The sequence below is a fragment of the Paenibacillus sp. 481 genome (assembly GCF_021223605.1).
Lineage (GTDB): Bacteria > Bacillota > Bacilli > Paenibacillales > Paenibacillaceae > Paenibacillus_B.
In genome coordinates this window covers 3,585,303-3,611,058 of record NZ_CP075175.1, presented here as the reverse complement: position 1 = coordinate 3,611,058, position 25,756 = coordinate 3,585,303, and the positions used below count along the sequence as shown (strand labels likewise).

Below are 25,756 nucleotides of genomic sequence, written 5' to 3'. Positions count from 1 at the left end.
AACAAGTCAGCGCGGGTAAAGGAGTCGTGAATATGTATTACACCTATGATACTTACAGTGCTAGTAACGCTCAAAATGGTTTCAATGACTACACAGGCTATACGGGAACTGGCTATGCAGGCACGGAGTACGCAGGAACCGACTACTCAGGTACAGGATATGTAGACACCAATAACATGGGGTACTTTAGTTATACAGGATATACAGATTACGATCGTCAGCTCATTCCCATTCCAGGCTTAGGTCCAGGGGGAATAGGTAATATTATCGGAATACCAGGGCTGCCAGGTATTCCAGGAACGGGCATACCCGGAATACCCGGTGTTCCGGGCACCACTCCTGGCACACCGGGCGTACCACCAGGCACAGGCGGTACACCCGGTGCAGGTGGCGCAGGAACGCCTACCCCACCACCGCAGCAGCTCATCGTGAAATTCCAGCAACTTTCCTCAAACCCTGCAGCTGTGCAAAGTTTTGCCAGCCAGCATCAGGTGCAAGGCGTTGCCGGCGCACCCATCGCACAGTTTGCAGCAGGCTGCAGAGGGCGATGGACCATTATCATCACCAGAAACTTCGAAGTATTCTTAATGTTCATTACCTCAACGAACCCTGTTGGCAGCACGACCGGATTTATTTGGCCTACATTCAGCTTCGGATCATTCCCAAGCTCCAATATCGCCGTTTATGACTGTTCCTTTTAGACCGTTAAATGGTGGGCAACTGGTATAGAAAGTCTCTCTTTCGTATGAAGTGCCCTAGAATGTTCAGCAGTTAAGCCTAGATGTGTCCAATGTCTAAGTCTGAGGGATACCGTTCAGACGAAGATAACAAAAAACAGGTCGATTATGGTGGTATGACCCGTATTTAACCATAATTGACCTGTTTTTTGTCACGTAATCGTGTTCAATAGAGTAGCCCCTTCATCGTATCTTAAACGCTTACCCGTTCATTCAATAGGGGGCTGATCCGTTCCGCCGTGTACTGTCGTTGTCGTGATTTCCTTTTACACGAATCAATCATGAGCCATTTTTTATAGACTGGGGACTGTCGCACTTTCATTAAGATCTATTATATGTAAAACAAGGAAAGAAAAAATTGGTATCCATAATAAATGTGTGTATGTGCAACCTTCGACATATGTAGCCCGTCTGAAACATGAACGAAGCAATTACACATCTTTGAGGAGGCACTAGCGATGAAAACATGGAGTAAATTTCTCTTAACTACAACAGCCGTTACACTTTTAGCACTACCATTGTCAGTTTCCGCTCTTAGCAGCGTAAGTTCAACAGGATCCGTTCCTACTGCAAAGGTTATCGACAATAAGAAAGTACAAGCTGAACAAGCTGCTACAAAAGGACTATTAGAAGAGATTAAACATACAAAGGCAGGCAGCCACGTCCTCGTTAAAGATAAAGGGGTACACCCAGGAAATCAAGATACGATCATTCTCAATATAACGAGCAGCGTACCGGTCGTCGATCAGCACGGGAAACCTGCTGATTTGGTGGAAGCACTGCAACAGGAATGGACCGTAACTGCTTACTATAACCCAGCGATTACGAAGAGCTTGCCAGCTAGAGGCAATGCGGAGAAGTTCGTTGTTGAGCGCCCGGAGGTTAAAGCGATGGTATCGACAGGTATTATTGATACTACAGCAAAAGACCGTGTCGTTATGGTTAGCGATAACAAAATCGTTTTGAATTTGTCAGACGAGACCGTTATTACAGATAGAAAAGGCAAGTCGCTTAAGAAGTCGGACTTGAAAGCGGGTCAGCGTATTGAAGCTCACTATGGCCCGATGATGACGGCGAGCTTGCCGCCAATGACCCCAGCTCTTAAAATTGTTGTCTTAAATGATACAAGCCGTCTGGAAGGCGTTGTAGCGAATACGATAAACAAAGACACGAAGAGCATTTATGTGAATACAGCCGGCGACAAAAACCGTAAAAACGATATGGTCCTTCATATTAGTGAGGAAACTTCCATTATTAACATCGTTGGTACGCCAGTGAAGCGGGAAGAGATTAAGAAAGGCACGAAGGTGGTAGCTTACCATTCTCTAGCAACTACATTTTCTCTTCCTCCGCAGAGCAGTGCTTTTGTAATTGTCGTGCAACCGGAACCTGTAAAATAATTCAAACAGCACCAGACACTGAACTGCACCCCCATTGTTAGGCACGAGCCTGCAATGGAGGTGCAGTTTTTCTATACCCAGATTCAGTATGCACAAAAAAGGGACGTCTGTAAGAGAAACGGCTGCGGTATTTAACATCGCGAGTCGTCGTACCCTTTAAGCTGGCAAAAAAATTGGAATTACAAGGTGCAGATGCCCTACAATAATTAACATGTAGTTGTAACGATGTTACAGTAGCTTCTATGATTGAATACTGAACATGAAGTACTGTGCCGAAATCACTCTGTAAGCACGTGGGTACGATTATGGTTCTATTTTTAAACACCACCATACAGAAATGCGAGTTGATTCCATGAAAATAGACCGCCTGCTGTCCATCGTTATTTTGCTGCTGAACCGCCGAATCGTGCAAGCCAAAGAACTTGCCGATCTGCATGAGGTATCCGTACGCACTATTTATCGTGATATAGACGCTATTAATCAGGCTGGCATCCCTATCGTCACGTACCAAGGAGCCAGCGGTGGCATCGGGCTTGCGGAAGGCTATCGCCTAGACCGCAACGTTATGACGAATGATGAACTAGCGACAATGGTCACTGCGCTTAATAGCATTTCTTCATCCTACGAAGATCAGCGCAATCAACAGCTGTTGCAAAAAATTAATAGCATTATTCCGCCGTCACAAGCGGAACAATTTCAAATGAAGACGCAGCAGTTTATCGTCGACTTCTCCCCTTGGGGCAAGCATAGCTACTTAGAAGAGAAGCTCACCCTACTCAAACAGGCGATTGAGCAACTGCGCACGGTATCGCTCACCTACTGCAACGCGAACGGCGACATGTCTGAGCGTACAGTAGAACCGTACACGCTCGTTCTGAAGCGGCAAACATGGTATTTGTACGCTTTTTGCAGGCAGCGCGAGCAGTTCCGTTTATTTAAGCTGTTTCGGATGAAGCAGCTGGCCATGCTCGACACCACTTTCGTGCGGCAGCACATTTCCTTCGAAGAACTGCCTTGGGAACAACAATGGTACACTCCCGAGCACAACATCGAAGTGAAACTGCGGTTTAGCAAGCAAGTTAGACACTTGGCAGAGGAATGGTTTGGCGTGGAGCAACTGGTTGCAGACGATAACGGCACGTATCTCGTGACCGCCTCTTATCCGGAAGACAATTGGCTGTACGGCTTTATTTTGAGCTTTGGCCCCGATGTTGAGGTGCTAGAACCCGCTCATATTCGGGCAAAAATACGAGCGAGCGCGGAAGCGATATTCCATACATATAAATAGGCTAGAATAGACGAGTAATCGTAAAAAAGATAGCCCTGCAAATAAACCTGACAGAGGGTTGTCATGTTACCTCCGTTATACTTGGTTCATACGAAATCAATATGTAGCTTGTAGGAGATAAGGAGTGTTATACATGACAACAGCAAAGACAGCAAAGGCAACAATGACTGAAATGATCGAAATGGCACCAACGGTGGAAATGACCGAAACGGTGCAGACTCCTCCAGCAGAATGTCAAAGCTGTGGGATGCCGCTCGTTAGCGAAGACGTGCTCGGCACAGATCACGAGCAACGTAACGTAGCCGATTACTGCAAATATTGCTTTGCAAACGGTGCTTTTACACAACCAAGCATGACGATGAACGACATGGTCGAATATTGCGTGCCCATTTTAGTAGCTGAAGGAATGGACGCACAAACTGCACGCGCGACCATGCTTGCTTGCCTACCGAACTTAGCACGCTGGCAAGCGCATGCTGGACAAGCGGCAGAAAGCAGCGCCACTAGCGATACGGAGCAGGCTAACTTGGCTGATCCAGCTAACTGTGCTGACTTGAGCCAGCCCGTCCGGCTAGAGCAGCGGGATGCCATCCGCCTTATCGGCCTCGCTGAGCGTACGACGAATGCGCGGGAAATGAGCGCCAATGGCGTCATTCCGCAGCTATGGCGCTGTTTCTGGGAGGAACAAGTTCAGCAACAAATCGCAGATCCCGCACAGCCTGGCCCTATTTATGGTTGCTATTCCGATTACGAAAATGAGATCTACGGGGAATACAAAATACTCGTCGGCATAAGCGCCAACTCGCTCGACCATGTGCCCGCAGGCATGTCGTCTACACTCATTCCAGCCTCTACGTACGCTGTATTCACGAGCAGACGCGGCCCACTTGCACAAGTTGTGGGCGAAACGTGGCAAGCCATTTGGAAATGGTCTGCCACGTCTGGTATGAAACGTGCTTTTACAGGCGACTTCGAGTTGTACGACGAGCGCAGTATGAATCCCGAAGACGTCCAAATTGACATTTATATTGCAATTGTGAATGAATAAGCTTAGCCTAAATAAGTCCAACAGGGTCACTACCTGTCGGGCTTTTTGGCTTTTTTGGCCCTGATGACCAAATCAAAGTCAAAACCGAACTTTATCTCCATTTCTCGGCTCGTCTGCTCCCTCTTTGGCGTGTTTGAATATTTGAAATGAAACCCATTATATGCTAATTTAGCATGTATAGCTTGGATGTATAGATGAATGTGTAGATAATGAATGAGCGATACCAGATAAACGTCGTCTCGCATATGATGACTACTAAATTCCCTCCGTCTAAAAAGGTGCAAACCTTGCTCATAGGCTGAAATATGAGTGGTGCGGGTACTGGCAACATCGTTAAGGAGGAAAGTAAAGATGGTCATTTTAAAGAAGCCGGACGAAATTGAACTGATGAAAAAAGCCGGACAAATCGTGGCAGCATGCCATCGAGAACTAGCAACACGCATCAAACCTGGCGTTACAACGCTCGAACTAAATGATTTTGTCGAGCAAATGATTCATGATTTAGGCGGGAAACAAGTTACGAAAGGGTATAAAGGTTTTCCTTTTGCAACGTGTGCATCTGTGAACGATGTGATCGCCCACGGATTTCCGAATAGCGTGCCGCTCCAACAAGGCGATATTGTAAAAATCGATATTGTCGCTTCATACAACGGTTGGATGGGCGATTCCGCTTGGTGTTATACAGTCGGTCCGGTGTCAGATGAAGCGCAACAAATCATGCGAGTTACAAAAGAATGCCTCTATTTGGGCATTGAGCAAGCCATTATCGGCAATCGCATCGGTGATGTGACCCACGCCATTCAAAAGCATGCCGAATCACACGGCTACACGATCGTGCGTGAGCTGCTTGGACATGGGATTGGCCGCTCCTTACATGAAGCACCAAGCTTTGTGCATGCAGGTGTACCTGGCAAAGGGTTCCGCCTTCGAGAAGGCATGGTCATTACGATCGAACCGATGCTCAACGAAGGAACAGCTGATATATTTCTTGATTTAGATGGCTGGACCGTACGTACATGGGACGGCAAATTATCTGCGCAATACGAGCATACGATTGCGATTACGAAGAATGGCCCTATTATTTTGACCGATCAGCAGCACACCTTGTAATACATTCAAATACATTCCACCAGCCTGAGGGGAGCACAAAATAGAAATGGACGAACGCCTGCCCATTCCAGTCGAACAACTGCTGCAACAATATGTGCAACTGTTACATCATGAGTTACCGAATCATATTTCTGCGGTATATGTTTACGGGTCAATCGCACTAGACGCATTTGATGAACATAAAAGCGACATTGATTTTGTGACGATTATCAATAAAACTTTAAAAAAAGATGACATTCAACGCTTAAAGCACGTTCATCACACCTTACAAGAGCTTAATCCGCTCGCCACACGGATGGATGGTATGTATATTCGTATCCAAGATATCGGCAAACAAAGTGTTGCCATCCCACCCTACCCTTGTTATGCGGACGGTGTGTTCAAACCGGCTGCCTATTGGGACTGCAACCATGTAACTTGGTGGACATTAAAGCAGCACGGCATTCGAATAGATGGGCAAAATATTAAATCCTTAATAGACACAACGTGGCATCACGTCGAAGAGACGATGAACGAAAATCTCAATCAATATTGGGCGCAAAAAGCGACGAATCCTCTCTATTATTGGTTTGACGACTGGGTTGAATTTGCGGTACTTACGTTGTGTAGGATCGAGTACACGTTAACTTACAAAAAAATCGTGTCCAAAGCGCAAGCAGCCCAACATGCAATCGGAACATTACCCGAAAAATGGATTCCGCTTATTACAGAAGCACTTAACATACGCAAAGGCAAATATGCCCCTTCCTACTTGTCTCGCCTTGAGCGGGCAAAGCTGACGGAGCAGTTTGTAAAAGAGCGTATTGCGTGCTGTAATAGCACTTATTTTGCACACAAGTGAAGCGTAAGTCAGTAAGAGATGCCACCTACCTATGTGTCAAAGTCATGTCATGTTGGAGTGAGCATCTCTTGTTTTTATAGACTGTTTTCGTTATAAACTATTCTCGTAATAGGCTGTCTGCGTAACAGTTGTTATTCATACATGTGTAAAGGGGTGGAGTTTAGATGAATGCAACGGATTTAATCATTTTTAATTTTGAAGAAGTTAGACGGAGAAGTATTCAAGTATGGCAGGCTATTCCCGCAGAAATGTTAAATTGGAAACCGGATGAAGACGCTCTTACTTGTGCTGAAATGATTCGACATATTTTACAAGCTGACTTTCTTTATCACCAAGTTCTTATAGGGAGAGGTAGTAAAGGACTAGTTCATCTATTTAATCCCTTTGAGGCAAAACCATTCATATCCGTAGATGATGAGCTTGAGTTTGCACAGCCTTATCGTGAGGAATTGTTGAAATATATCACAGCTATTCCTGTTAGCGACTATGCAACGATAAAAATAGACCTCTACGATCTAGGTGGTTTTATTAGAACGCTTGGGGATATGTTATTACGCATTCCTTACCACGAAGCTGTTCACACAGGTCAGTTGTTAGATTATATGAGAACAATGGGAATTGACCGCCCTAAGATATGGGATTGATCGTACACCGAAATAAGCATACGTTCAACTCGGTATTCACATGCTAAATGTCGCCAAGTGCTAACCAACGAAACTAGTAAAGATAGTTGTGCCTAACCAGACAACCTCGAACACCTTCTTAAATCCTTTGGTATCAACCTTTTCAAAAATAGGGGCAAACAAGCAACACCCCGTGTACGAACAGCCTTTTTTATATCCAGCTCATGCTGTGTATACTCTGTGCATACTCTCTACTTGCAGTCTCTAGTCTGTCACGATTATTCCGCCTACAAAGTATTTGACGTTCCACACATTCCCAAGTACGCTTAATATATGTTTTTATTGTCGTACATTACTATTGGGGGTAGTAAGTTTATGAGTCAAATGGCAAAGACACCTCAACCGCCTTATTATGCGGTTATTTTTTGTTCATCTCGTTCGATGGAGGATGAGCATGAGCAGACCAATTACGGGGAAATGGCAACGAAAATGGTAGAGTTGGCAGCTCAACAGCCAGGCTTCCTTGGCGTGGAAAGCTCCCGGGACAGAAGTGGATTCGGAATTACGGTTTCTTATTGGGAATCTCATGAAGCGATTGCAGGATGGAAACGCAATACCGAGCATCAGCTGGCGCAAAAGTACGGGCGGGATATTTGGTACTCTGAGTTTGCAACGCGAGTGTGCAAGGTGGAGCGGGATTATTTTAAGTCGTAGCGGTGTCTTAAGGGATGTTCAAGTCATAGCAAGAATATCATGTAAACAGGAATAAAAAAGCGATTCCACCGTGGAGATGGAGGCGTACATGCGATGGAGAACGTAATGGAACGGCTCGGCTATGAGGCGAATACTAAGCTCTTAATCATTAACGCAGACGACTTCGGCATGTGCCATGCAACGAACGCGGGTATTATGCAACTGCTGGCAGAAGATGCTGTGTCCTCAGCCAGCTTGATGGTGCCATGCGGCTGGTCAAAGGAGGCAGCGACATGGAGCGCTGCCCATCCACAGCTGAATGTCGGCATTCACTTAACGTTCACGAGTGAGTGGGAAGGATATAAATGGGGGCCTGTCGGCCTACGTTCTGGCGCTGAGCTTTCTTCCCTCATCGCCCCAGACGGGAGCTTTCCGAGCGAATGCCTGACTGTAGAACATCAAGCAAACGCTGCACATATTCGCGCTGAATGTATCGCACAAATCGAACAGGCGCTTGCTTATGGCATAAGTCCCTCGCACGTCGACAATCATATGGGTAGCTTGTATGGATTGGCAAGTGGGCGTGATTTTTTAGATGTTGTATTAGATGTATGCGCCCAGTACGGATTGCCTTTCCGCCTTCCACGTGCCATTGCCCGCATGAATTTGCCTGTGGAAGTGATGAAACACGCTCAAGCGAGAATGGCCCAAGCAGACGCGAACGGAGTCGTCATTATCGACCATTTAGTTGGTCTTCCTTACAGTGTCAGTGTGGACAGCAAGCAGACGTATGACGACATGAAGACGGATATGCTTGCGTTGCTGGACGACATCCAGCCTGGCATCACGGAACTGTATACGCATCCATCACACGTGACGGACGAATTGAAAGCGATTACTCCCTCGTGGGAACGACGGGGCTTTGAATTCGAGCTGCTGCGTGATCCCGATCTGAAGCAAGCGATCGCAGATGCCGACATTCGCGTTATACGCTGGTCGGATTTGCGAGATGCGCAGCGAAGTTAGAGCCTACATGATTCGTCGGAGCAGGATGAACCTTTAAAGGATGAAACAGTCGCAACATAAGCAACAGATACACACATCTGATTAGAAGCTGGTCGGAATCGTGTAGCTATGTTAGGAAATAGCTGTTAGAGAATAACAGTTAGTAAATAGCAGTCAGTGAATAGCAAATAGTGAGACTCTACCTGAATTCAACCCAAGCTAAGGAGTCATGCCTATGAACAAAGTTGGTGTTCTCCAAGAAATTGTGCGCCATCCCATCAAATCGCTCCATGGCGAAAGTGTGCAGCGCACACACGTGATGAGCTACGGCCTATACGGAGATCGCAGTCACGTCTTGTGGGATCAATCGAGACCCGGAAAATATTTGACGATGACGCAATGCCCTGACATGGTGAAATACAGGGCTCGATTTGTGATGGATGAAGCTTTAGGAGAAACGAGCGGGGCGATTATAGAATCCTCAGACTTAGACTTCACAGATTTAGGTACAGGAACAGGTTCGAATTTAGATTTGAATTCGGGTTTGGCCTCGGGTTCGGGTTCGGGTTCAAAGGACATTTTGGCTGCTTACCCACCTGTAGAAATTACTACCCCGACCGGTGAAGTCATCCGTTGGACGGACGCTGCGTTCCAACATGAAATGGAACAGCTCTCAGGCCGTGAGTTATCGCTTGAGCAGTATGCAACAACCGAAGTCCTGTTTGGTGCGATCGAAGAAGAGCATGTACTAATCGTTACAGATGCTTCCCTGCAAGCGTTACACCCGCTATGGGGGCAGGAAGCAAATTTCCATCGCTTTCGCCCGAACTTGCTGCTGGCGCTGAACGAGCCTAACCCGTTTGCCGAAGAAACATGGTTCGGCAAGACGCTTCATATTGGCGATGTTCAACTTAAAGTGCAGCGGTATTGCGAACGCTGCATGATCATTACCATCGATCCTGACAGCGCGGAACAAGATGCCTCGCTCTTAAAATGGATTGCGAAGGAACGCAGCAACCATTTTGGCGTTTATGCTACTGTGGTCAAGACGGGAATCATTGAAGCTGGCCAAGCGGTGTGGTTGAGCGAATAATCATAAGGCTTCTTGGGCCTGATTCTAGCGGCCGTTTAGCAGCTAGGCTGGTCCGATAACAGTCACGCGGAGCGACAAGATAGTATGCATATTATGCATATGTGAATGTGTACGCACGTGCGTATCTATCCAATCTGCTCCGCTTCCTCACCTCGCGATTGTACGATAGACTACTCTGGATCAAGCTGCTCTTTAAATCGTTCCGTCAATTTGGCGATATGCGCTTCTGCAACTTCGCTCAGCTCGATATCGTATTTGTCAGCAAGTATAATCAGGTTCGCCAGTACATCCCCCAGCTCCTCTACAAGCTCTTGCCGCAATTCTTCTTCACTTTGCTTCGCCTCATCCGGTCGATCTCGCCCGATTTCAATTGCACGAACAACGCGTGACACTTCGCCTACTTCTTCCATCAAAAACCCTACTCGAATAAACGAGTTATACTGCGCCCAATTTCGTCTACTATAAAAATCGTGCACCCATTCTTGAAACGGCTTCATTTCCATTTTGCTCTCCCCTTCTCGTTGTTATTGGCCTTGCAGTACGCCCGTCATCCATTCCATTTCACTCGCGTCTCACTACTGAATTCCATTGTACTTTCTTCATTTTGTATTCCGTCGATAGAAGGACAGCAGGCTGTTTTTTGGTAGCTTTTGTCTACCCATCGTCTGAGCAAGCGATTATACTATGGAACAGTATACCATTTGAGGAGGCCCAAAAATGAACAAAATTTGTGTGTTTGCAGGCTCCAATTTAGGAGTGTACCCCGATTATGCCGAACAAGCACGCGAGCTTGGGAAGCTAATGGCTGCACGAGATATAGAACTCATATACGGCGGCTCAGTTGTCGGATTAATGGGCGAAGTCGCTAATGAAGTGCTTAAGCATGGCGGCAAAGTAACGGGCATCATGCCGCGCGGCTTGTTTCGTGGCGAAATGGTACATACACAGTTAACCAAACTCATTGAGGTAGCGGACATGCATGAACGCAAAGCGACAATGAATCAGTTGTCCGATGCCTTTATCGCACTTCCAGGCGGCCTCGGAACCTATGAAGAAATGTTCGAAGTGCTCAGTTGGGCGCAGCTCGGTATCCACCATAAACCAGCGGGGTTATTGAACGTTCGTCAATTTTACACACCACTGCTAGACATGGTAGACCACTCTATTGAAGCAGGCTTCGTCAAAGAAGAGCATAAGCAACTGCTACTCTCAGCACCCGATGCAGCTAGCTTGCTCTCGCAGCTACAGACTTACATTCCACCCGTTTTCGGCAACAAGTGGAATCAACTTAGCTAGCTCAATTTAATATACATCGCGGAGGATGATCAGCTTATGTTTCAACACAAAACATACATTCTATTTGATCTCGATGGCACATTGACCGACCCTAAGCTAGGCATTACACGTTCCGTTCAGTACGCGCTTCGTCAGCTCGGTATAGAGGAACCAAACGTAGACAAATTAGAGCCATTTATCGGCCCTCCCTTGCAAGAATCATTCCCACTCTATTACGAGATGGACGAAGCAGCAACGAAGCGAGCGATACACCATTATCGCGAGTATTTTAAGGACAAGGGCTTATATGAAAATGAAGTCTACGTCGGCATACGTTCTCTGCTAGCCACTTTAACCGAGCATGATCGGACACTCATCGTGGCGACATCCAAACCTACTGTGTTTGCTGAGCAAATTATCGATCATTTTCAACTCCGACCTTTCTTTCAAGAAGTAGTCGGCAGCGAACTAGACGGTACGCGTTCCAACAAAGCAGACATTATCTCGTTTATTTTAAATAAACATCCACATATAGCGCCTAGCCAATTTGTTATGATTGGCGATCGGAAACATGATATTATCGGGGCAGTCCATAACGGAATCGCCTCAATTGGCGTAACTTATGGATACGGTTCAGCAACAGAACTATTAGAAGCCAAGGCCGATCTGCTCGCCAATTCCGTGCAAGAACTTCAGGATCTGTTCGTACCCGTAGTTTAAACTTTCGTATCGCATAACTTCAAAATAAGTTCAAATTAAGTTCAAAGCTAAAATGGCAAGCACGTAAACTTCCACTTCTACGAAGCTGCGCACTTGCCATTTTTCATTAACCCCACTCATCATCAAGGCTACGCCATAAATAGAAGGTTGCGTAAGCTTCCCAACCCGCCCAACGCGTCCCATACTGCTCCATTTCTGCAAGCGATGGCTTATGCTCTAGCTTCAATAGTCGCTTAATCGCGTTATGTAGTCCAACATCCGCTAACGGAAATGCACGCGGATTGCGCAAGCAATGCATGAGCACGGAATTGGCCGTCCATGCACCGATCCCACGAATAGCGGTCAATTGCTTAACCGCATCAGAAAAACTGTTCAGCGCAATAAGCTGCTTCTTCGATAGACGCCCGCTTGCGATTTGCACGGCAACTTCGATGAGATACTCAGCTTTTTTGCGGGAAAATTGCAAAGGCATCACTTGTTCCGGCGTCAGCTTCGCCACGACTTCTGGGCGAGGAAACAAATAAAATCGTTCGCCATCATGTTCAATGTACTCCCCGAACTGCTGTACGAACCGCCGCTTTAATGTCGCGGCGAACGACATCGTAATTTGCTGGCCCATTATGGCCCAGCATAACGAATGATACAAGCTCGAGCTACCGATAATGCGCAAGCCGGAATAGCGCTTCGCAAGCGGCGCCAATATCGGGTCCCGCTCCGCAAAAGCATAAAACGGACGCAAATCGCGCTGTAAATCGAACCATTCGTCGATTTCAGTCCGCACCGCCGCCTCCCAATCCACGCTTGCTAAACGGTGATGGCTCAAGCCGTATACCGTTGCGTGCAACTGCGACTGCGGCTGCGGCTCGCGCTGATTATTCCCCTCTACGCCATGGCTAGCTTCGCTACTCAATTCCAGTATCATCGGCACTCCATTTACATCCAGCGCTTTAGACACACGATGCCCATGAACCGTGACCAGCACGTCATTATCCCCCCGCTTAAGATGCGTTAAGCAGTGCTCAAAATCAAAATAAGGCGGAACATCAATAACTATCGTTCCCTTATTGCTATTGCTTGTGCTTCCTAAGCAAGCCTCCATTATTTCCGCCCCCTCAATTGGAACATACGTTCTATTATATTTTTAAAATACCATAATTTACATCAAAAATCCACCAACTTTCCCTGAATAGTTCTTGATAGATTATTGACGATTTCTTGATCCGTTCTTGTTCCGTTCTTAATCAGTTCTAGATCCGTTCTAGATCTGTTCTAGATCTGTTCTAGATCCATTCTTGATCAGTTCTTGATAATCCCTAGACGAGCCACACAGAGGATTGTCTTTTCGTTACCTATTCATGTACGATGAGTAGTAATCATGTTCTGAAAAAGGAGATATCTGTCCGCTATGTTTGTTGCAATCATTCTGTTCATTATCGCTGGGCTCGCTGAAATTGGAGGCGGGTATTTAGTATGGTTATGGATACGTGAAGCCCGTCCACTCTGGTACGGAATTGTAGGTAGTATCATTTTAATCGGCTACGGCATAATTCCAACCTTGCAGGCGTTTCCCTCGTTTGGGCGTGTATATGCCGCATATGGTGGGGTATTCGTCATCCTTGCTGTGCTTTGGGGCTGGTGGGTCGATAAACGCTCACCCGATATGTATGACTGGATAGGTGCAGCTTTCTGCTTAGTTGGGGTAGCTATTATGCTATGGGCCCCTCGTCAAGGATAGGCATTCAGTAAGAAGTCAGTAAGAAGTCAGAAGAAATTCTGGAGCAGGTCTGGAAAAATCAAACCATCCGCAGGCTGTCGACCACGTTATCGACAGCCCTGCATCCCTTTAGGATTGCTACTTTAGGCTAGATCCGACTCAGCAAATGTAAAAATACGATAGCGTGTAGCCCCTCCTATTATGAAGCTACGCCTTATCATGTTCAGTATCGCCATCCCCCCATACAAGTACCATCCCTGTTTCCAGCACCTGAACCGTACACTCGGGCTGCGCTGGAAAAGACAGCTGCAAATGTGCAGCCTCGTCCTCCATCCCCCACAAGCATAGCGACTCCGTCACATAATCAAGCAGCGAACGATCGCTATCGTCGAATACACCTTTTGACTGAGCGTCACGAATAAAGGCCAGCTTCGATTCCAATGAAGCGACTGCAAAATATTTTTTCACATCTTCCAATTCAATAACATCTGCGTCATCCAACCAAACATAAGCGATATGCGTATGCTCGAATGTCGTTTCCAAATTTACCAAGGCGGCTGTCACTCCCTTAGAAATCGGAACAACGCCCAGACCATCGCTCGTTAACAACGCAACTTCCTTTGTCCGCTGGCGATTGACCTCTTCGATATAATGAAACGGATTATCCAGCGGACCAATCCCCCAACGCGCTTGCACTAATGCTCTAATTTCCTGCTGTTCAGCCTCGTATTGGACAAGGTCCCCATAATCGGTGGGCCCCTGTGCAGCGCAATCCAGCTTATATTGTTCATACGCCGCGGCACTTTCAAATCTATTGCACAATAGCCCGTCATCCCAGAGCAACAGGCTGAGAAACTGTGTGAGATTACGTGCGACAATACGTACCTCGTCACCAAAATCCATCGGGCTAACGCATACGATATAAGCCTCTTCCAAATGTTCCACTGTGCCAAAATCGGTTAGAAATCCATAATGAATGCCATCGCATCCGTTGCTACCAAAAGAAATGACATCGAGCGGAGTCGATGCATAATGATAGCCGTTATCGTCTACATGCATGCTTAATTCTAGCGGCTTGTCTCGCGTCTTCAATTCCTCCGCCAACTCCACTAATTGTAATAATGTTGGTGGAAGCCGGTCTGTGTATTTTCCAAACTGTTGAAAGTATGCCGACATGCTTGCCCCTCCTTCACTGCAACGCTATACCCTTTACATAACGTATCCAGCCCGTACGATGTTGCATGTAATGTTGCAGCGACAAAACTATTTCCACTTACTTAGAGATGACAAGAATGTAAGTTTCATGTAACTTAAATCGATAGAGATAACCTATGAATACACGTAAAATAAACACAAAACGAGTAGAATCTACTTCCTAGAGAGGAGAGCCAGTTCATGTATGATCAGACAAACCGTTCTACCTGGATAAAAGGTAAACAACGCGCATGCTTGATGTTGCTACTTGTGACCTTATGCGTGTTGAGCGGTTGCATGCCAAGCTGGCTACTCGGCACAAGTACAGCTAATCGTGCACCTACAAATACAAATAAGAACATAACAACGACAGATATGTCCTCCCCGATACACTATGATATAGACGCAACCTTAGACGAGCGCGCACATACGATTCACGCCACAGCAACGATCACCTTTCGCAACGTATTTGGTCGTTCTTTAAGTGAGCTGCTATTTCATTGGAATGTAGATAGTTATCGATTTTTAAATGAACAACCTACGATGTACAAAGCAGTGAATGAACGTTTACGGGTAACGTTAGAAACGGATGGCAATAAAGGAGCAGCACAGGTCGACAATTTCGTAGGCGGTGCCACGACACACCAAGTGGTCGTAGGCAAGCAATTAGCAGAATTCGAACATAAACGGCAAATGCTCAACATCCAGCTGCCGAAAAAGCTTGCCCCTAACGAAACGATCCAGCTAACGATTAAGTACGAAGTCAGCGTTCCGTACGGCGCACAACGCCTGTCCTATATGAAAGATTATGTGGGCGGAACGTATTGGACTCCGCAATTAGCTGTTTATAATTCGATTGAAGGCGTATGGAATCAAGCTCCTGTCTATACGAGCTATAATAGTGACTTTTTTTATGCCGCCGATTATACGGTAAAGCTGGATATGCCCGCGAATTGGACGGTGGTCACCTCTGGACAACAAGTGTCACAGCCTGCCGCTCGAACAACGGATGGAGAACGGTCGCCGGAGCACAAGCAAGCGCAGCCGCATAGGCAGCATATTTATGCAGAAGCACGCGGTATTAGGCAGTTCGTGTTCTACGCCAGCCCACACTGGGGAGTCACCGAACGAGCTCTACAACAGGGTGGAAAGCTCATTGCTGTTGGATCTCAACCTACGGACGACCAAATGAACAAAGATATCGACTTGGCACAAGATGCTGTTCATTTTTTCACGCAAAAATTCGGGCCGCTCCCATCTCAAACTCTTACATTTGTGGAAGCTCCGTTACGTGAAATATTTGATAGTACAGACGGAGTTATTGTCATAGGCCGAGAAGGGGGGCAGAACCCATTGCAGCCGGAGCAGCGGCAGATGCGCATCTTGCAATTGATAGCTAAGCAATGGTTTCAAGCGGCCGTAGGAAGCAACCCGCATACCGATGCCTTTTTGGCGGAAGGATTGTCACAATTTGCAGCAGATTACTACCTCTTTGAGCGGAAAAATGTTCCTTGGCCTCAGCGCGTTCAGCGCAACGAAGGCAGCAGTGGCGGTAACAGTGCACATGGTGACGCTAGTGGTGGTGGGAGCAACGGCCTTAGTGGCAACGTGCGGAAATTTGAAGCCGTTACTACCTTGCCTATTACGTTACCGCTAACAAAAGCGCGCGATCAAGCAGAAGCACTATATCGCTGGAAAGGCTCGCTCGCGATGGCAATATGGGCGCAGGAAGTCGGTATAGAGTCGGTCGACCGTGTGATGCAAGCGTATTACACACGTTACAGCGGCCGTATCGCAAGCGTTGACGGGTTCTTAAATGTCGTTGCCCAAACACTGGATTCCGACCATAAAGGCCGCCTGTATCACTTATTGAATGCACGCACACCCCTATAACAGAAGAGGGAGATACTTGTATAAACGTATCTCCCTCTTCTTTTTTTCGAGGAAGCCCTTTCACAAATGGTGACTTCTGACGTACGAATAAAATATAGCTCTCCCCACTCATAGCCGCCTCACAACGACTTTGGAGGGTCGATTTTTTATGTATATAACAATCGGCAGTATACCTGCTCACAAGCAGGCTTCCCCCGTAACCGTCCATCTCATCTCAAACATTGTATATACACGCTGCGAATAGTTGCTTCTACTTTTTCTTCAGCAAGTGAATATACCATTTAAGGCCCGCGTTATGGTTAAACAGGCTCACCTTATCTAGCACTTCAAATAACCCGCACTCTTCTATTTCTTGAACTTTTTTTTCAATCAGATGATACGCAACAGTTGTCGTATCTTTGTGCGAATACAAGGAGGACACGATCACACCGTTAGCTGTTAAATGCTCGGCATATCGGAGTAGTGCATTCGGTGTATTGGGCACGTAATGCAGCGATTCGTTAAACACGACAACATCATATTTTTTCTGCGGCACATACTCATTGATATCCGCACAGTCAAAATGATGCCCTGGCGACTTATTCGTCGCGATTTGAACCGCTTCCTGCGAAAGATCAACACCTGTATATCCCTGTCTCTCACTATCCGTAAACATATCGAACAATAAGCCCGTGCCACAGCCCATATCCAATACGCCTGCATCTGCCACAAATTTTCTTATATACCCATAGACGATTGCGTATCTTGCATACTCTGTGATATCTCCTAAGTAATCCCACACACCTGTCTTGTACTCCTCATCCCACTCTTCCTGTTTGTATTCAAGATGATCCTGCATGTTCGCATTTTCCACGATTAATTCCTCCTAGTAAGTTATATGAAAGAAGACAAATGTCTTCGACTTGCCCTTGTTCAAAGCCATAACGCAACCATTTTTTCTCTAAAAAGAGTTCAGCGTACTTGAACGTACTAAGCTGAGCTGAGCTCCATTTTCAAAAGATTAAACCGTTTTAAATTTATGGCTGTAAAATGGCCGGACGGAACATAGGTTATCGGAAAATAAGGGTGCGAAAAGGAATCGTGTACAAGAGATAAAGCTTCAACTTTATACACGTAACGATGAAACGACAACGATGACTGTAGGTGAGGTGTATGTTCAACAAAAGTAACAGCTGAGCCGTATATGGCGTGATGAGATATTTTCTAATAGAAACGAATTCATATTTAACTAATAGTATACGTTCGGTTTTAGAGAAGTCAAATTAAGATATCATAAAGTATTTTATTGAAAATGATATCCATTTGCATAAAAAAACGTACGACAAACCATCACGGTTAGCCGCACGCATAAAGACCATTTATCGAGTCTGTGATTGCAATTGAGCTGATCATACTTGCTACCTTTTCTGTGCGAGAACGAAGACATGCAGAGGCACTACCCTTGTAAAAGGATTACCCGAAACTGTTTCGATATAACGCTGTCCAGCTATGGAATAAGTCCAATGATTCGCTATTATTTATAGCGCTTAATAAATTGTACTGCTTTACGAATATCAGCCTCTGGTGAATCTCCCACCTCACGCTCAATCGTCAAATAGCCGGTGTAACCAATATCAACGAGTGCTTGGAAATAGGCGTCGAAGTCGACTTTGCCTTCACCGAGCGCTAACTCTTGAAACGGGCCGGAGGTCGCCATTTCGGCGATTTTTTCATGTGTCATCGGCTCGTAGCCAAGCATGCCGTACACTTCGCGTGGGTCAACTTCGCGATGGCGGACGCCGTCTTTGACATGCGTATGCACAATGTAATCTTTTAAGATGTGCACACCTTGCACGGGATCATCCCCTGTAACCATGACCATGTTGGCAGGATCAAAGTTGACGGCAAAGCCACGTCCCGACAAAGTGTCGAGGAACGATTTTAAGTGAGCGGCAGGCTCAGGCCCCGTTTCGATTGCAAAATGGGCGTTCAAGCTGTTCGCATATTGGCTCAGCTCTTCGCAAGCGGCCTGCATCGTGGCGTAAATTTCATTTTGCTCGTGCGGGACGATTCCGATGTGCGTCGTCACGATATTCGTGCCGAGATCCAAGGCTAGATCGAGTACGCGTTTAGACTTTTCGATCTTTTCTGGGTTGGCCGCGCGATCTTGGAAGCCGTGTCCGCCGAAGTCGCCGACTAGGGCAGACACTTGCAGACCAAGCGACTCGATGTAGCTGCGCAGCTCTTTGCGGGCTGCTGGCGTAAGATTTGCTGCATCCATTTCACCGTGTGTCGCATATATTTGTACACCGTCCGCGCCAACTTCCTTCGCCTTTAACAACGCCTCGCGTACTGGCAGTCGGAAACTGTCCGTAATGACCCCGATTGCATTCGTTAGTTTGACCATGCTTAAGCCACTCTCCTTATTGGACATCTTTTTAAGATTTATTTTTCAGCGGTATCCCTGATGTTGCACTCGCTGTATACTACTTCTGATTTGTTGTTACCAGTTCGCGCCTTACTCCTTACTACATACTACACACTACTTGTTATTTGTTATTTGTTACTTATTACATGCTACTTGTTTCTTGTGGCTTCGGCGTGCTCCCGAAATTTAGCTACAAGCTTCTCCTTCATCACACCCGCCATTAGACCGCTCGCCAACTCGGCAACCGTCCAGCCCGACTCAATCGCCCAAGGCCCCCAACCGACATCGGCCAATGAACCGAACACTTCGCCTAACTCCACATCGTAGGCACGCGCCCATGCGCCGTCGATTTGGGCATTGGAGCTATCTATTTGTGCCTCTAACACAAATGCCGCACTGTCCTGCCAAAGATCGATAAACAGCGGATCTTCGGTCACAAAATAAGCTTGCATCCACGCCATCGGCAGCCAATTGTTCGAGTACAGCAAGTCGACGACGGGATTGCCGTTTTCCGCGATAAGCGAACTTTCCCCGTTACCAATTCCCGGCCGCATTAACGCTTTGTACCCTTCATCCCATTCCAGATAAGCGCCGGAGGGATGTTTGAAAGTCTGCAAATCTGCGGTTACGCGATAAAGCCAATCGCGATGTACCTCTTGTTGCGTAGCCCAGTACAGCCAGCTCAACGGCAAAATAAGGCGGCACAACTCCTGTGTCTGACTTTGCTCACGTATCGTGTCGGGGTACACGGCCATTAGGGCTTCAAGACCTTTTTGCCCAGCATCGAGGAATAGGCGCAGCCCTGTTAGCTGGTAAGCCATAAGGAGTGCCGCGTAGTAGTAGGCGTTGTAGTGAGCGCTCGGAAACTCGGCAGGCTCTCGCCGCAGCTGTTGCATCATCGTCGGCTCCCGCTCCAGCATGATCGCCTCTGTCCGCGATACTCTCGTTCCATCCGATCCTGTCGTCTTGAGCAAAAAGTTAAGTGCCATCACGCACTCGTCCAGATGGTCATCTGATCCTTCCACAAAACATTGCCACAACTGGGGCAAAATCGCCCGTGCCGCATCATCTTGGAAGCATAGCCCCCACGCTTCCGCATGCCAGCGCATCATCCCGCTCCAAGGTACATGTTCTGTGCACAAAAAGTAGTCAAACACGTATTGGTTCAGCCGTTCCCCGATGACGCGGCTCCTTTGCTCGCCTGTCAGCCAGTGGTGCATCGTGAACGCCATCGCCGTTTCACCGATACAGTCGGCCCGTTGCAGGCGGCTCATGCGCTGCGTGCCGTCGCCGTATATTTCGGTGCCGAGCCCCTCATGGACACCGGTCCGGCCTTCGTCGTACAGCACGCCAGAGCGCTCGAACCAGTTGATCGCGCGGCAAGCGGAGTTCGTTACAGCGTCCATAAACGCTGCTTCTGATGCTTTGTTATCGACCGCATCCACTTCTGATGCCACGCTATCGACCGCGGCCACTGTAGCATGGTCGAGCGCATCCACTGTAGCTACCGCGCAATCGACCGCGATCCTACTTTCCTGAACGCCCCTATCTGTAGTCGTAACTTTCGTCACCGTTGCATCTTTCGTCACGATCGTACCTGTCGTCATGATCCCCTCGTGGCCGCTCCAATCCTTCTGCTTACTGTGCCTTATAGAAGCCCGCACCATCGGCCGCAGCGCATCCAACATCGCGGCCGTAACAGGGCGACCAAGCAGCCAGCCGATAACGTATGCAACGACGTGGCGAATTCGCTGCACCGGCGCGTACCGCGCCCGCACAAACGGGCTCAAACGGAACACGCAAATTAACAGCTCATCCGGTCGCTCGAACCAGAGCGCACGATCTGACACTTGCGCGTAGAACGCATCATCAAGCGCAATCCGATCATGTCCGTGCACTTTAGCAAATTGCAACATCGGCACATGGTGCGTGCAAGCTTTTGCGTACGGACGAATGCGCAAGCCGCATTGGTCATCGAGCAGCGCACCCGCTGGCATATCGCCAAGCGCGATCTCTTTCGAGCAGTACACTAAGCGCTGATAGCGGGTCGATTGCGGCGGTTCGCAATACACATGACCGATACTTGCCGTATACTCGGCAAATACCCGCTTCCCCTGCGCCAGCAATTTCTCCAACACCACACGCTGATGCGCAGGAAATAGCAACGGGTCCTCCTCCGTACCGCCCAGCAACGCAATTGCTGGATATGCATCCAGCAAGCCAGCTCGCAGCTCTTCAGGTCGAAACACATCCACCCTCGGTTCCACAAGCCGGATCGCGTGCAGCAAATCGTTATCGCCGCGTGTAATAACAGCGAGCAGCGGCGCGTGACTCAATCGCCCTCTCTCCCTTCTTCATTCAATCGCGCACAGCACGTGGCATAGATGCCGATTTTCGAGTGAATTGCTTAGTCCGCCATTCGCGTACGAATACGAATACGTTTAACACCCTCTACGTATACACAATCTCCGTGCCCTTTTTGCTCGACTCGTAAATGCCGCACAACATTTTCATCATCTCGACCCCATCCTCAACCGGACAAATCGTTTCTGTCCGTCCAAGGCAACAATCGATAAAATGGTTGATCTCATTTTGGAAACCACGCTCAAAATCAAAGCTTAAATGATCAATTTGCGGTGCTATATTCATAATCGTATTGTGCCGCTCACTAATAATCGTTAGCTCCGGCTCCACTTCAGCTCCACCTTTATCTCCGAACAGCTTCACGGACAACTCATCTTTTTTCAAATGCAGCGAGAAACTCACATCTACCGCAAGCGAAGCTCCATTTTCAAAACGAATCAATGCATTGCCCAAATCCTCGACCGTATTCAACTCCGCATTATAGTCAGCCGCTTGATAGAACGACAAATGCTCAATATGACCGCGATTGCCGAGCAAATTGTACGTATTGCCGCTGACCGATTTCACCTTCGGCTTGCCCATAAGATACCAGCACAAATCGATCATATGCACGCCCAAATCGATCAACGGCCCACCGCCAGAGCGCTCCATGTCACTGAACCATCCGCCTGGATTGCCCAGCCGACGCAAGCATGACGCCTTCGCGTAATAAATGTGGCCGAGATCGCCTGCATCAATAAACTTTTTCAGCACACTCGTATTCGTTCCATAGCGGCGTACATAGCCGATCTGCAACGTTTTTCCGCTCTTTTGTTGAGCCGTTTGCACGGCCAGTGCATCTTCCACCGTCTTACACAACGGCTTCTCTACTAACACATGCTTACCCGCTTCCAAGGCCGCGATCGCGATATGGGCATGCGTATTGTTCCATGTACAAATGCTCACCGCATCAATTTCCTGATCCGCAAGCAGCTCCTTATAATCGGTAAACACCTTAGTCGCGCCATACTTATCTGCTTTTGCCCGCGCGCGCTCCTCATTCAAATCACAAATCGCAACAATATCCGCTTCCTTGTTCTCAGCATAGCCGGCTAAATGATTATCTGATATCGAACCTGCCCCAATTAATGCTATTCTTACTTTACTCATCACGAACTCCGTCCCCTCTGCACCTTTATTTATTGTTAAACCTCGTTCCATATCCGTCTCGCATTTTCCAGTGCAAGTCGTGTACCTTCCAGACAATCTTCCATTCCTTCAAATTCAATCGAAATAGGCCCGTCATACCCTGCTGCCTTCACGATTCGAATCAAATCGTATAATGGTAAATCTCCCTGCCCCACAATCGCACCGCGCACATATTGCCCGTGTAGCGAACGGAACCATCCACCGCCAGGGTTGCGGTCAGCAGGTCGCAAATAAAAATCTTTCAAATGGACCATTGATGCCAAATCGATATTGTTAGCCACCGCTGTAAGTGGATTCTCATCAACGCAAATGAAGTTACCTACATCTAATGTCGTGCGGAAATTGCTGCGATCCACTGCGAGTACAAGCCTTTTTACACGTTCACTTGCCTGTACATAGAAGCCATGATTTTCAATCGTCGTCGTTATGCCATATGAGGCCGCATAGTCGGCAATTTGCTGACACGCTTCCACTAGCTGCGGGAAATCTTGCTCAAAAAACGCGTACCCCGTCTCTGCATGCGGGCGGCTCGCCACATCATGCCGCATATGCTTAATGCCTAGCTCATTTGCCACATCCACATGTGCCTTTACTCGCTCAATCTCTTTATCAAAAGCGCTTTCATTTAGCCCTGCAAAATTAGCCCCCATACAATAATTGGACAGCTCCAGTCCGATGTTGCCTGCCGTGTCCCGAATTTGCGTCACCAGTGCTGACTGTTCCAACAAATCGTATTCTAACGGCACAATTTCGGCATGTTCCGCTCCTTGTTCCTGTATCCACACAAGCACATCCGTCACCGACATCTGCTGGCGTTGCATCGCGGCATACAAGCTGTACGTACTTATTCCCAGTTTCAAATGAGTCACTCCTTTATGCGAAATGGTGTCAGGCTGTTGTCTTCTCCATTATAAAAAAGTGAACACAAAAGCCATTGCACTATATTCCAAAAAAGTTGGACTTTCTTCCACAAATCTCGGATGTGGATTTTGTACCTATATTTTCTAAGGAAAATGGAGGAAATTGAAATGTTTTGTCGTAATATATAAAATGAAGAAATTTAAGGAGGTTACATGTTGAAGAAACAATTGGTGTTATCGATGTTAATTGCCGTGTTCGCATTGAGCTCGATCGGCAGCAGTGTGTCCGCCGCTAACGCTGTAGCAAGTCCGAATACCGAAATTCAGCTGGAAAATGTAAAAAAGAAAAGCGGTACATCCAAATCGAAATCAAAATCAACAACCAAGAAAAAATCCAGCACAAAGAAAAAGAAAGCAAAGGTTCAAGAGACAACGGAAGTCTACTACAAGAACTGTACGGCTGCGCGTGATGCGGGTGCAGCTCCATTATACGAAGGTGATCCAGGGTATAGAACAAAGCTTGATCGCGATAAAGATGGAGTGGCTTGCGAGTAAATACGAGTATAACAAAAGAGCCCATTTCTCGGGCTCTTTTGTCACGACGCCTAGCTAATGCCAGGTGTGTGTTCGGCTGCCTCTGCTTCCCAGAAATCCAACTTGCCGGACCGAGGGCGAATGCCCGATGCGTGAAAATGTTGTTATAAGATGTCCCCACCTACAGAGCGTCACTTATTACTCTTAATTTCATGTCATTTCTTAAAATGAACCTCTAGTCATAAAAGTTTTTTCCATATCACATTTCCACCTTGACTTACTTTAACTTCACTTATAACTAATCTTGTTGAACTTAATAAATCTACAGCAACTTACTCATAATCTGTTCCTTCAGGAAGAACCTCAGTAATATATTCTTTTCCTTTATATATATGAAATAATTATTGATAAAGGATTATCCATTGTTACTCCTTGTCTATGTAGAAAGTGAGCTACTTATTATTTTTGCAATTTTGCGGGGATATTTCTTATAACGTTCTTGTATCTACGAACCCGAGAGGCTTAAGGCGCGCACGCTCCGGGTCCGACGGACTTAGCCTCGCAGGGTTGTTCGCTGATTCAACTTTCTAGCTTACAACCTCTTGCAAACCAAGGGTAGAGCCCTCAGTGTAGATACGGTGTTATGAGAAGACCTCGACTTCATCGAATTTACCAACAAAACAAGTAAATATAACAACGTCGTATTCGAAATATCAATACTTGTAGGGATTCTCACTAATTAAATTCTCGGTTATTATTTCGTAATACTTCCTGTCATTGATCAATAGGTGAAGTGGACTGATAACATGAACATTGATCCCTTTATTGTTTCCTTTGTACCGAATCATGCCTACACATATAATTATCAATTCTTTTTTCACTTTTAGTTCTTGATTTATAGTTGTCAAGAATGCTTCTAATGCCTCTTTTGTTGTTTTAGTTGGATCAGCATAGAAAGCCTGAGGCAAATAAACACTAATTGGATATTTTTCATTAACTAGATTAATATATGCGTAACCATCGTCTTCATGAAAGTGCACATGCCTAATTCTTCCGAAAATACACTTTCTATACCCTACATAGTCAGGGGTTATATGCATAGAATCAAGGCTAAAAATCCTTATTTTTGAACTTCCAAGGTCATCGATCTCTCCGTTATCAACTACTGCTATAGTATTAGCTTGATTGCCTTCCAATGTCTTTTTCGTTTTCAGTTTTTTGATTGGTATTTTTACCTTATCTTTTGATTTTAGGTTTTTACTCTTATTTGCTATTGTATTAATAATATGTTCATCCGTTACAGAAGCCGCTTCAATTACATCAAGAATTTTCTTTTTTTCAACTTCCCCTTTATATTGAAGATAATAAGGACAGTCTATATCGTGTAGATCTCCTTGACCATTCCAAGTACTATAAAATTTTTTTCCATCTTTGCGATGTGTAAATTTAATCATTGCATTGCACTCGTCACTAATACAGTACAGATGTCCTTGATATTTGGATTCATATAAATACTTATCAAGATGCTCATAAAATACTTCCTCTGTGTCCGAACCACTCTGATAAAATGCCCACTCTATCTTCATGTATCCACCTGCCTACTGAGGAATATTTATCTAGTTTAATTGTAACACATCTTTTCCCAGAAATTTCACTAACATTCGAATTTTTGAGGTTTCGCATAATGTTCTTGTATCTGCGAATCCGAAAGACTTAAGGGAGCAGCGCGACCGAGTACGACAGACTTATGGTTATCTCCTGATCCCATA

Annotated in this window: 23 protein-coding genes and 1 pseudogene; 15 read left to right on the top strand and 9 right to left on the bottom strand. The window is 46.5% G+C overall.

The window, feature by feature from the left end:
- Window positions 1-32: 32 nt before the first annotated feature.
- The 10 genes from KIK04_RS15920 (at window position 33) to KIK04_RS15875 (ending at window position 9,838) form a co-directional block, all read left to right on the top strand.
- Window positions 33-701 (top strand): hypothetical protein, encoded by a 669-nt coding sequence (locus KIK04_RS15920; protein WP_232274609.1) that lies wholly within the window; start codon window positions 33-35, stop codon window positions 699-701.
- Between the two features lie 494 nt (window positions 702-1,195).
- On the top strand, window positions 1,196-2,137 hold the full coding sequence (locus KIK04_RS15915; RefSeq protein WP_232274608.1) for a hypothetical protein: 942 nt from the start codon (window positions 1,196-1,198) through the stop codon (window positions 2,135-2,137).
- Between the two features lie 352 nt (window positions 2,138-2,489).
- Window positions 2,490-3,425, top strand: coding sequence for a helix-turn-helix transcriptional regulator (locus KIK04_RS15910; protein WP_232274607.1), 936 nt, complete (start codon window positions 2,490-2,492; stop codon window positions 3,423-3,425).
- Window positions 3,426-3,558: 133 nt separating this feature from the next.
- Window positions 3,559-4,473: an effector binding domain-containing protein gene (locus tag KIK04_RS15905; RefSeq protein WP_232274606.1), complete on the top strand. Its 915-nt coding sequence runs from the start codon at window positions 3,559-3,561 to the stop codon at window positions 4,471-4,473.
- 351 nt (window positions 4,474-4,824) lie between these two features.
- Window positions 4,825-5,583, top strand: a complete 759-nt coding sequence (gene map / locus KIK04_RS15900; protein ID WP_232274605.1) for a type I methionyl aminopeptidase — start codon at window positions 4,825-4,827, stop codon at window positions 5,581-5,583.
- A 46-nt stretch (window positions 5,584-5,629) separates the two neighbouring features.
- A complete protein-coding gene (locus tag KIK04_RS15895; RefSeq protein ID WP_232274604.1) occupies window positions 5,630-6,424 on the top strand; it encodes a nucleotidyltransferase domain-containing protein in 795 nt (264 codons plus the stop codon).
- Window positions 6,425-6,588: 164 nt separating this feature from the next.
- Window positions 6,589-7,068, top strand: coding sequence for a DinB family protein (locus tag KIK04_RS15890; RefSeq protein ID WP_232274603.1), 480 nt, complete (start codon window positions 6,589-6,591; stop codon window positions 7,066-7,068).
- Window positions 7,069-7,422: 354 nt separating this feature from the next.
- Window positions 7,423-7,761, top strand: coding sequence for an antibiotic biosynthesis monooxygenase family protein (locus KIK04_RS15885; RefSeq protein WP_232274602.1), 339 nt, complete (start codon window positions 7,423-7,425; stop codon window positions 7,759-7,761).
- Between the two features lie 93 nt (window positions 7,762-7,854).
- On the top strand, window positions 7,855-8,766 hold the full coding sequence (locus KIK04_RS15880; protein ID WP_232274601.1) for a polysaccharide deacetylase family protein: 912 nt from the start codon (window positions 7,855-7,857) through the stop codon (window positions 8,764-8,766).
- Window positions 8,767-8,980: 214 nt separating this feature from the next.
- Entirely contained in the window at window positions 8,981-9,838 is an 858-nt protein-coding gene (locus tag KIK04_RS15875; RefSeq protein WP_232274600.1) for an MOSC domain-containing protein, read from the top strand.
- A 170-nt stretch (window positions 9,839-10,008) separates the two neighbouring features.
- Here the strand turns inward: KIK04_RS15875 and KIK04_RS15870 are convergent, their stop codons facing one another.
- A complete protein-coding gene (locus tag KIK04_RS15870; protein ID WP_232274599.1) occupies window positions 10,009-10,341 on the bottom strand; it encodes a MazG-like family protein in 333 nt (110 codons plus the stop codon).
- Between the two features lie 214 nt (window positions 10,342-10,555).
- Between KIK04_RS15870 and KIK04_RS15865 the strand changes: the two genes are divergently transcribed.
- Together KIK04_RS15865 and KIK04_RS15860 are read left to right on the top strand one after the other, a co-directional pair.
- Window positions 10,556-11,134, top strand: coding sequence for an LOG family protein (locus KIK04_RS15865; RefSeq protein WP_232274598.1), 579 nt, complete (start codon window positions 10,556-10,558; stop codon window positions 11,132-11,134).
- 36 nt (window positions 11,135-11,170) lie between these two features.
- Window positions 11,171-11,833 carry an HAD family hydrolase gene (locus tag KIK04_RS15860; protein WP_232274597.1) on the top strand — a complete coding sequence of 221 codons (663 nt, stop codon included), beginning with the start codon at window positions 11,171-11,173 and terminating at the stop codon, window positions 11,831-11,833.
- Window positions 11,834-11,939: 106 nt separating this feature from the next.
- On the opposite strand, the gene KIK04_RS15855 is transcribed toward KIK04_RS15860, so the two are convergent.
- Window positions 11,940-12,932 (bottom strand): DNA-3-methyladenine glycosylase 2, encoded by a 993-nt coding sequence (locus KIK04_RS15855; protein WP_232274596.1) that lies wholly within the window; start codon window positions 12,930-12,932, stop codon window positions 11,940-11,942.
- A gap of 306 nt (window positions 12,933-13,238) precedes the next feature.
- Between KIK04_RS15855 and KIK04_RS15850 the strand changes: the two genes are divergently transcribed.
- Entirely contained in the window at window positions 13,239-13,568 is a 330-nt protein-coding gene (locus KIK04_RS15850) for a YnfA family protein (RefSeq protein ID WP_232274595.1), read from the top strand.
- A gap of 186 nt (window positions 13,569-13,754) precedes the next feature.
- On the opposite strand, the gene KIK04_RS15845 is transcribed toward KIK04_RS15850, so the two are convergent.
- On the bottom strand, window positions 13,755-14,723 hold the full coding sequence (locus tag KIK04_RS15845) for a hypothetical protein (protein ID WP_232274594.1): 969 nt from the start codon (window positions 14,721-14,723) through the stop codon (window positions 13,755-13,757).
- A gap of 219 nt (window positions 14,724-14,942) precedes the next feature.
- Here KIK04_RS15845 and KIK04_RS15840 point away from each other — a divergent pair, with 219 nt between their 5' ends.
- The gene (locus tag KIK04_RS15840) at window positions 14,943-16,634 is read left to right on the top strand and encodes a gluzincin family metallopeptidase (protein ID WP_232274593.1); all 1,692 of its coding nucleotides are present in this window, start codon (window positions 14,943-14,945) and stop codon (window positions 16,632-16,634) included.
- Between the two features lie 250 nt (window positions 16,635-16,884).
- Here KIK04_RS15840 and KIK04_RS15835 read toward each other — a convergent pair whose 3' ends face one another.
- The 5 genes from KIK04_RS15835 to KIK04_RS15815 form a co-directional block, all read right to left on the bottom strand.
- On the bottom strand, window positions 16,885-17,487 hold the full coding sequence (locus tag KIK04_RS15835) for a class I SAM-dependent methyltransferase (RefSeq protein WP_232274592.1): 603 nt from the start codon (window positions 17,485-17,487) through the stop codon (window positions 16,885-16,887).
- Window positions 17,488-18,147: 660 nt separating this feature from the next.
- A complete protein-coding gene (locus KIK04_RS15830; protein WP_232274591.1) occupies window positions 18,148-19,020 on the bottom strand; it encodes a sugar phosphate isomerase/epimerase family protein in 873 nt (290 codons plus the stop codon).
- A 170-nt stretch (window positions 19,021-19,190) separates the two neighbouring features.
- The gene (locus KIK04_RS15825; protein WP_232274590.1) at window positions 19,191-21,377 is read right to left on the bottom strand and encodes a hypothetical protein; all 2,187 of its coding nucleotides are present in this window, start codon (window positions 21,375-21,377) and stop codon (window positions 19,191-19,193) included.
- 115 nt (window positions 21,378-21,492) lie between these two features.
- Complete coding sequence (locus KIK04_RS15820) at window positions 21,493-22,554, bottom strand: Gfo/Idh/MocA family protein (protein ID WP_232278762.1); 1,062 nt, start codon at window positions 22,552-22,554, stop codon at window positions 21,493-21,495.
- A gap of 35 nt (window positions 22,555-22,589) precedes the next feature.
- Window positions 22,590-23,453, bottom strand: coding sequence for a sugar phosphate isomerase/epimerase family protein (locus KIK04_RS15815; protein WP_232274589.1), 864 nt, complete (start codon window positions 23,451-23,453; stop codon window positions 22,590-22,592).
- 435 nt (window positions 23,454-23,888) lie between these two features.
- On the opposite strand from KIK04_RS15815, the pseudogene KIK04_RS15810 reads away from it, so the two are divergent.
- Window positions 23,889-24,008, top strand: a pseudogene (locus tag KIK04_RS15810) (excalibur calcium-binding domain-containing protein); the annotation flags it as partial.
- A gap of 692 nt (window positions 24,009-24,700) precedes the next feature.
- On the opposite strand, the gene KIK04_RS15805 reads toward KIK04_RS15810, so the two are convergent.
- The gene (locus KIK04_RS15805; protein ID WP_232274588.1) at window positions 24,701-25,573 is read right to left on the bottom strand and encodes a hypothetical protein; all 873 of its coding nucleotides are present in this window, start codon (window positions 25,571-25,573) and stop codon (window positions 24,701-24,703) included.
- Window positions 25,574-25,756: the final 183 nt, after the last annotated feature.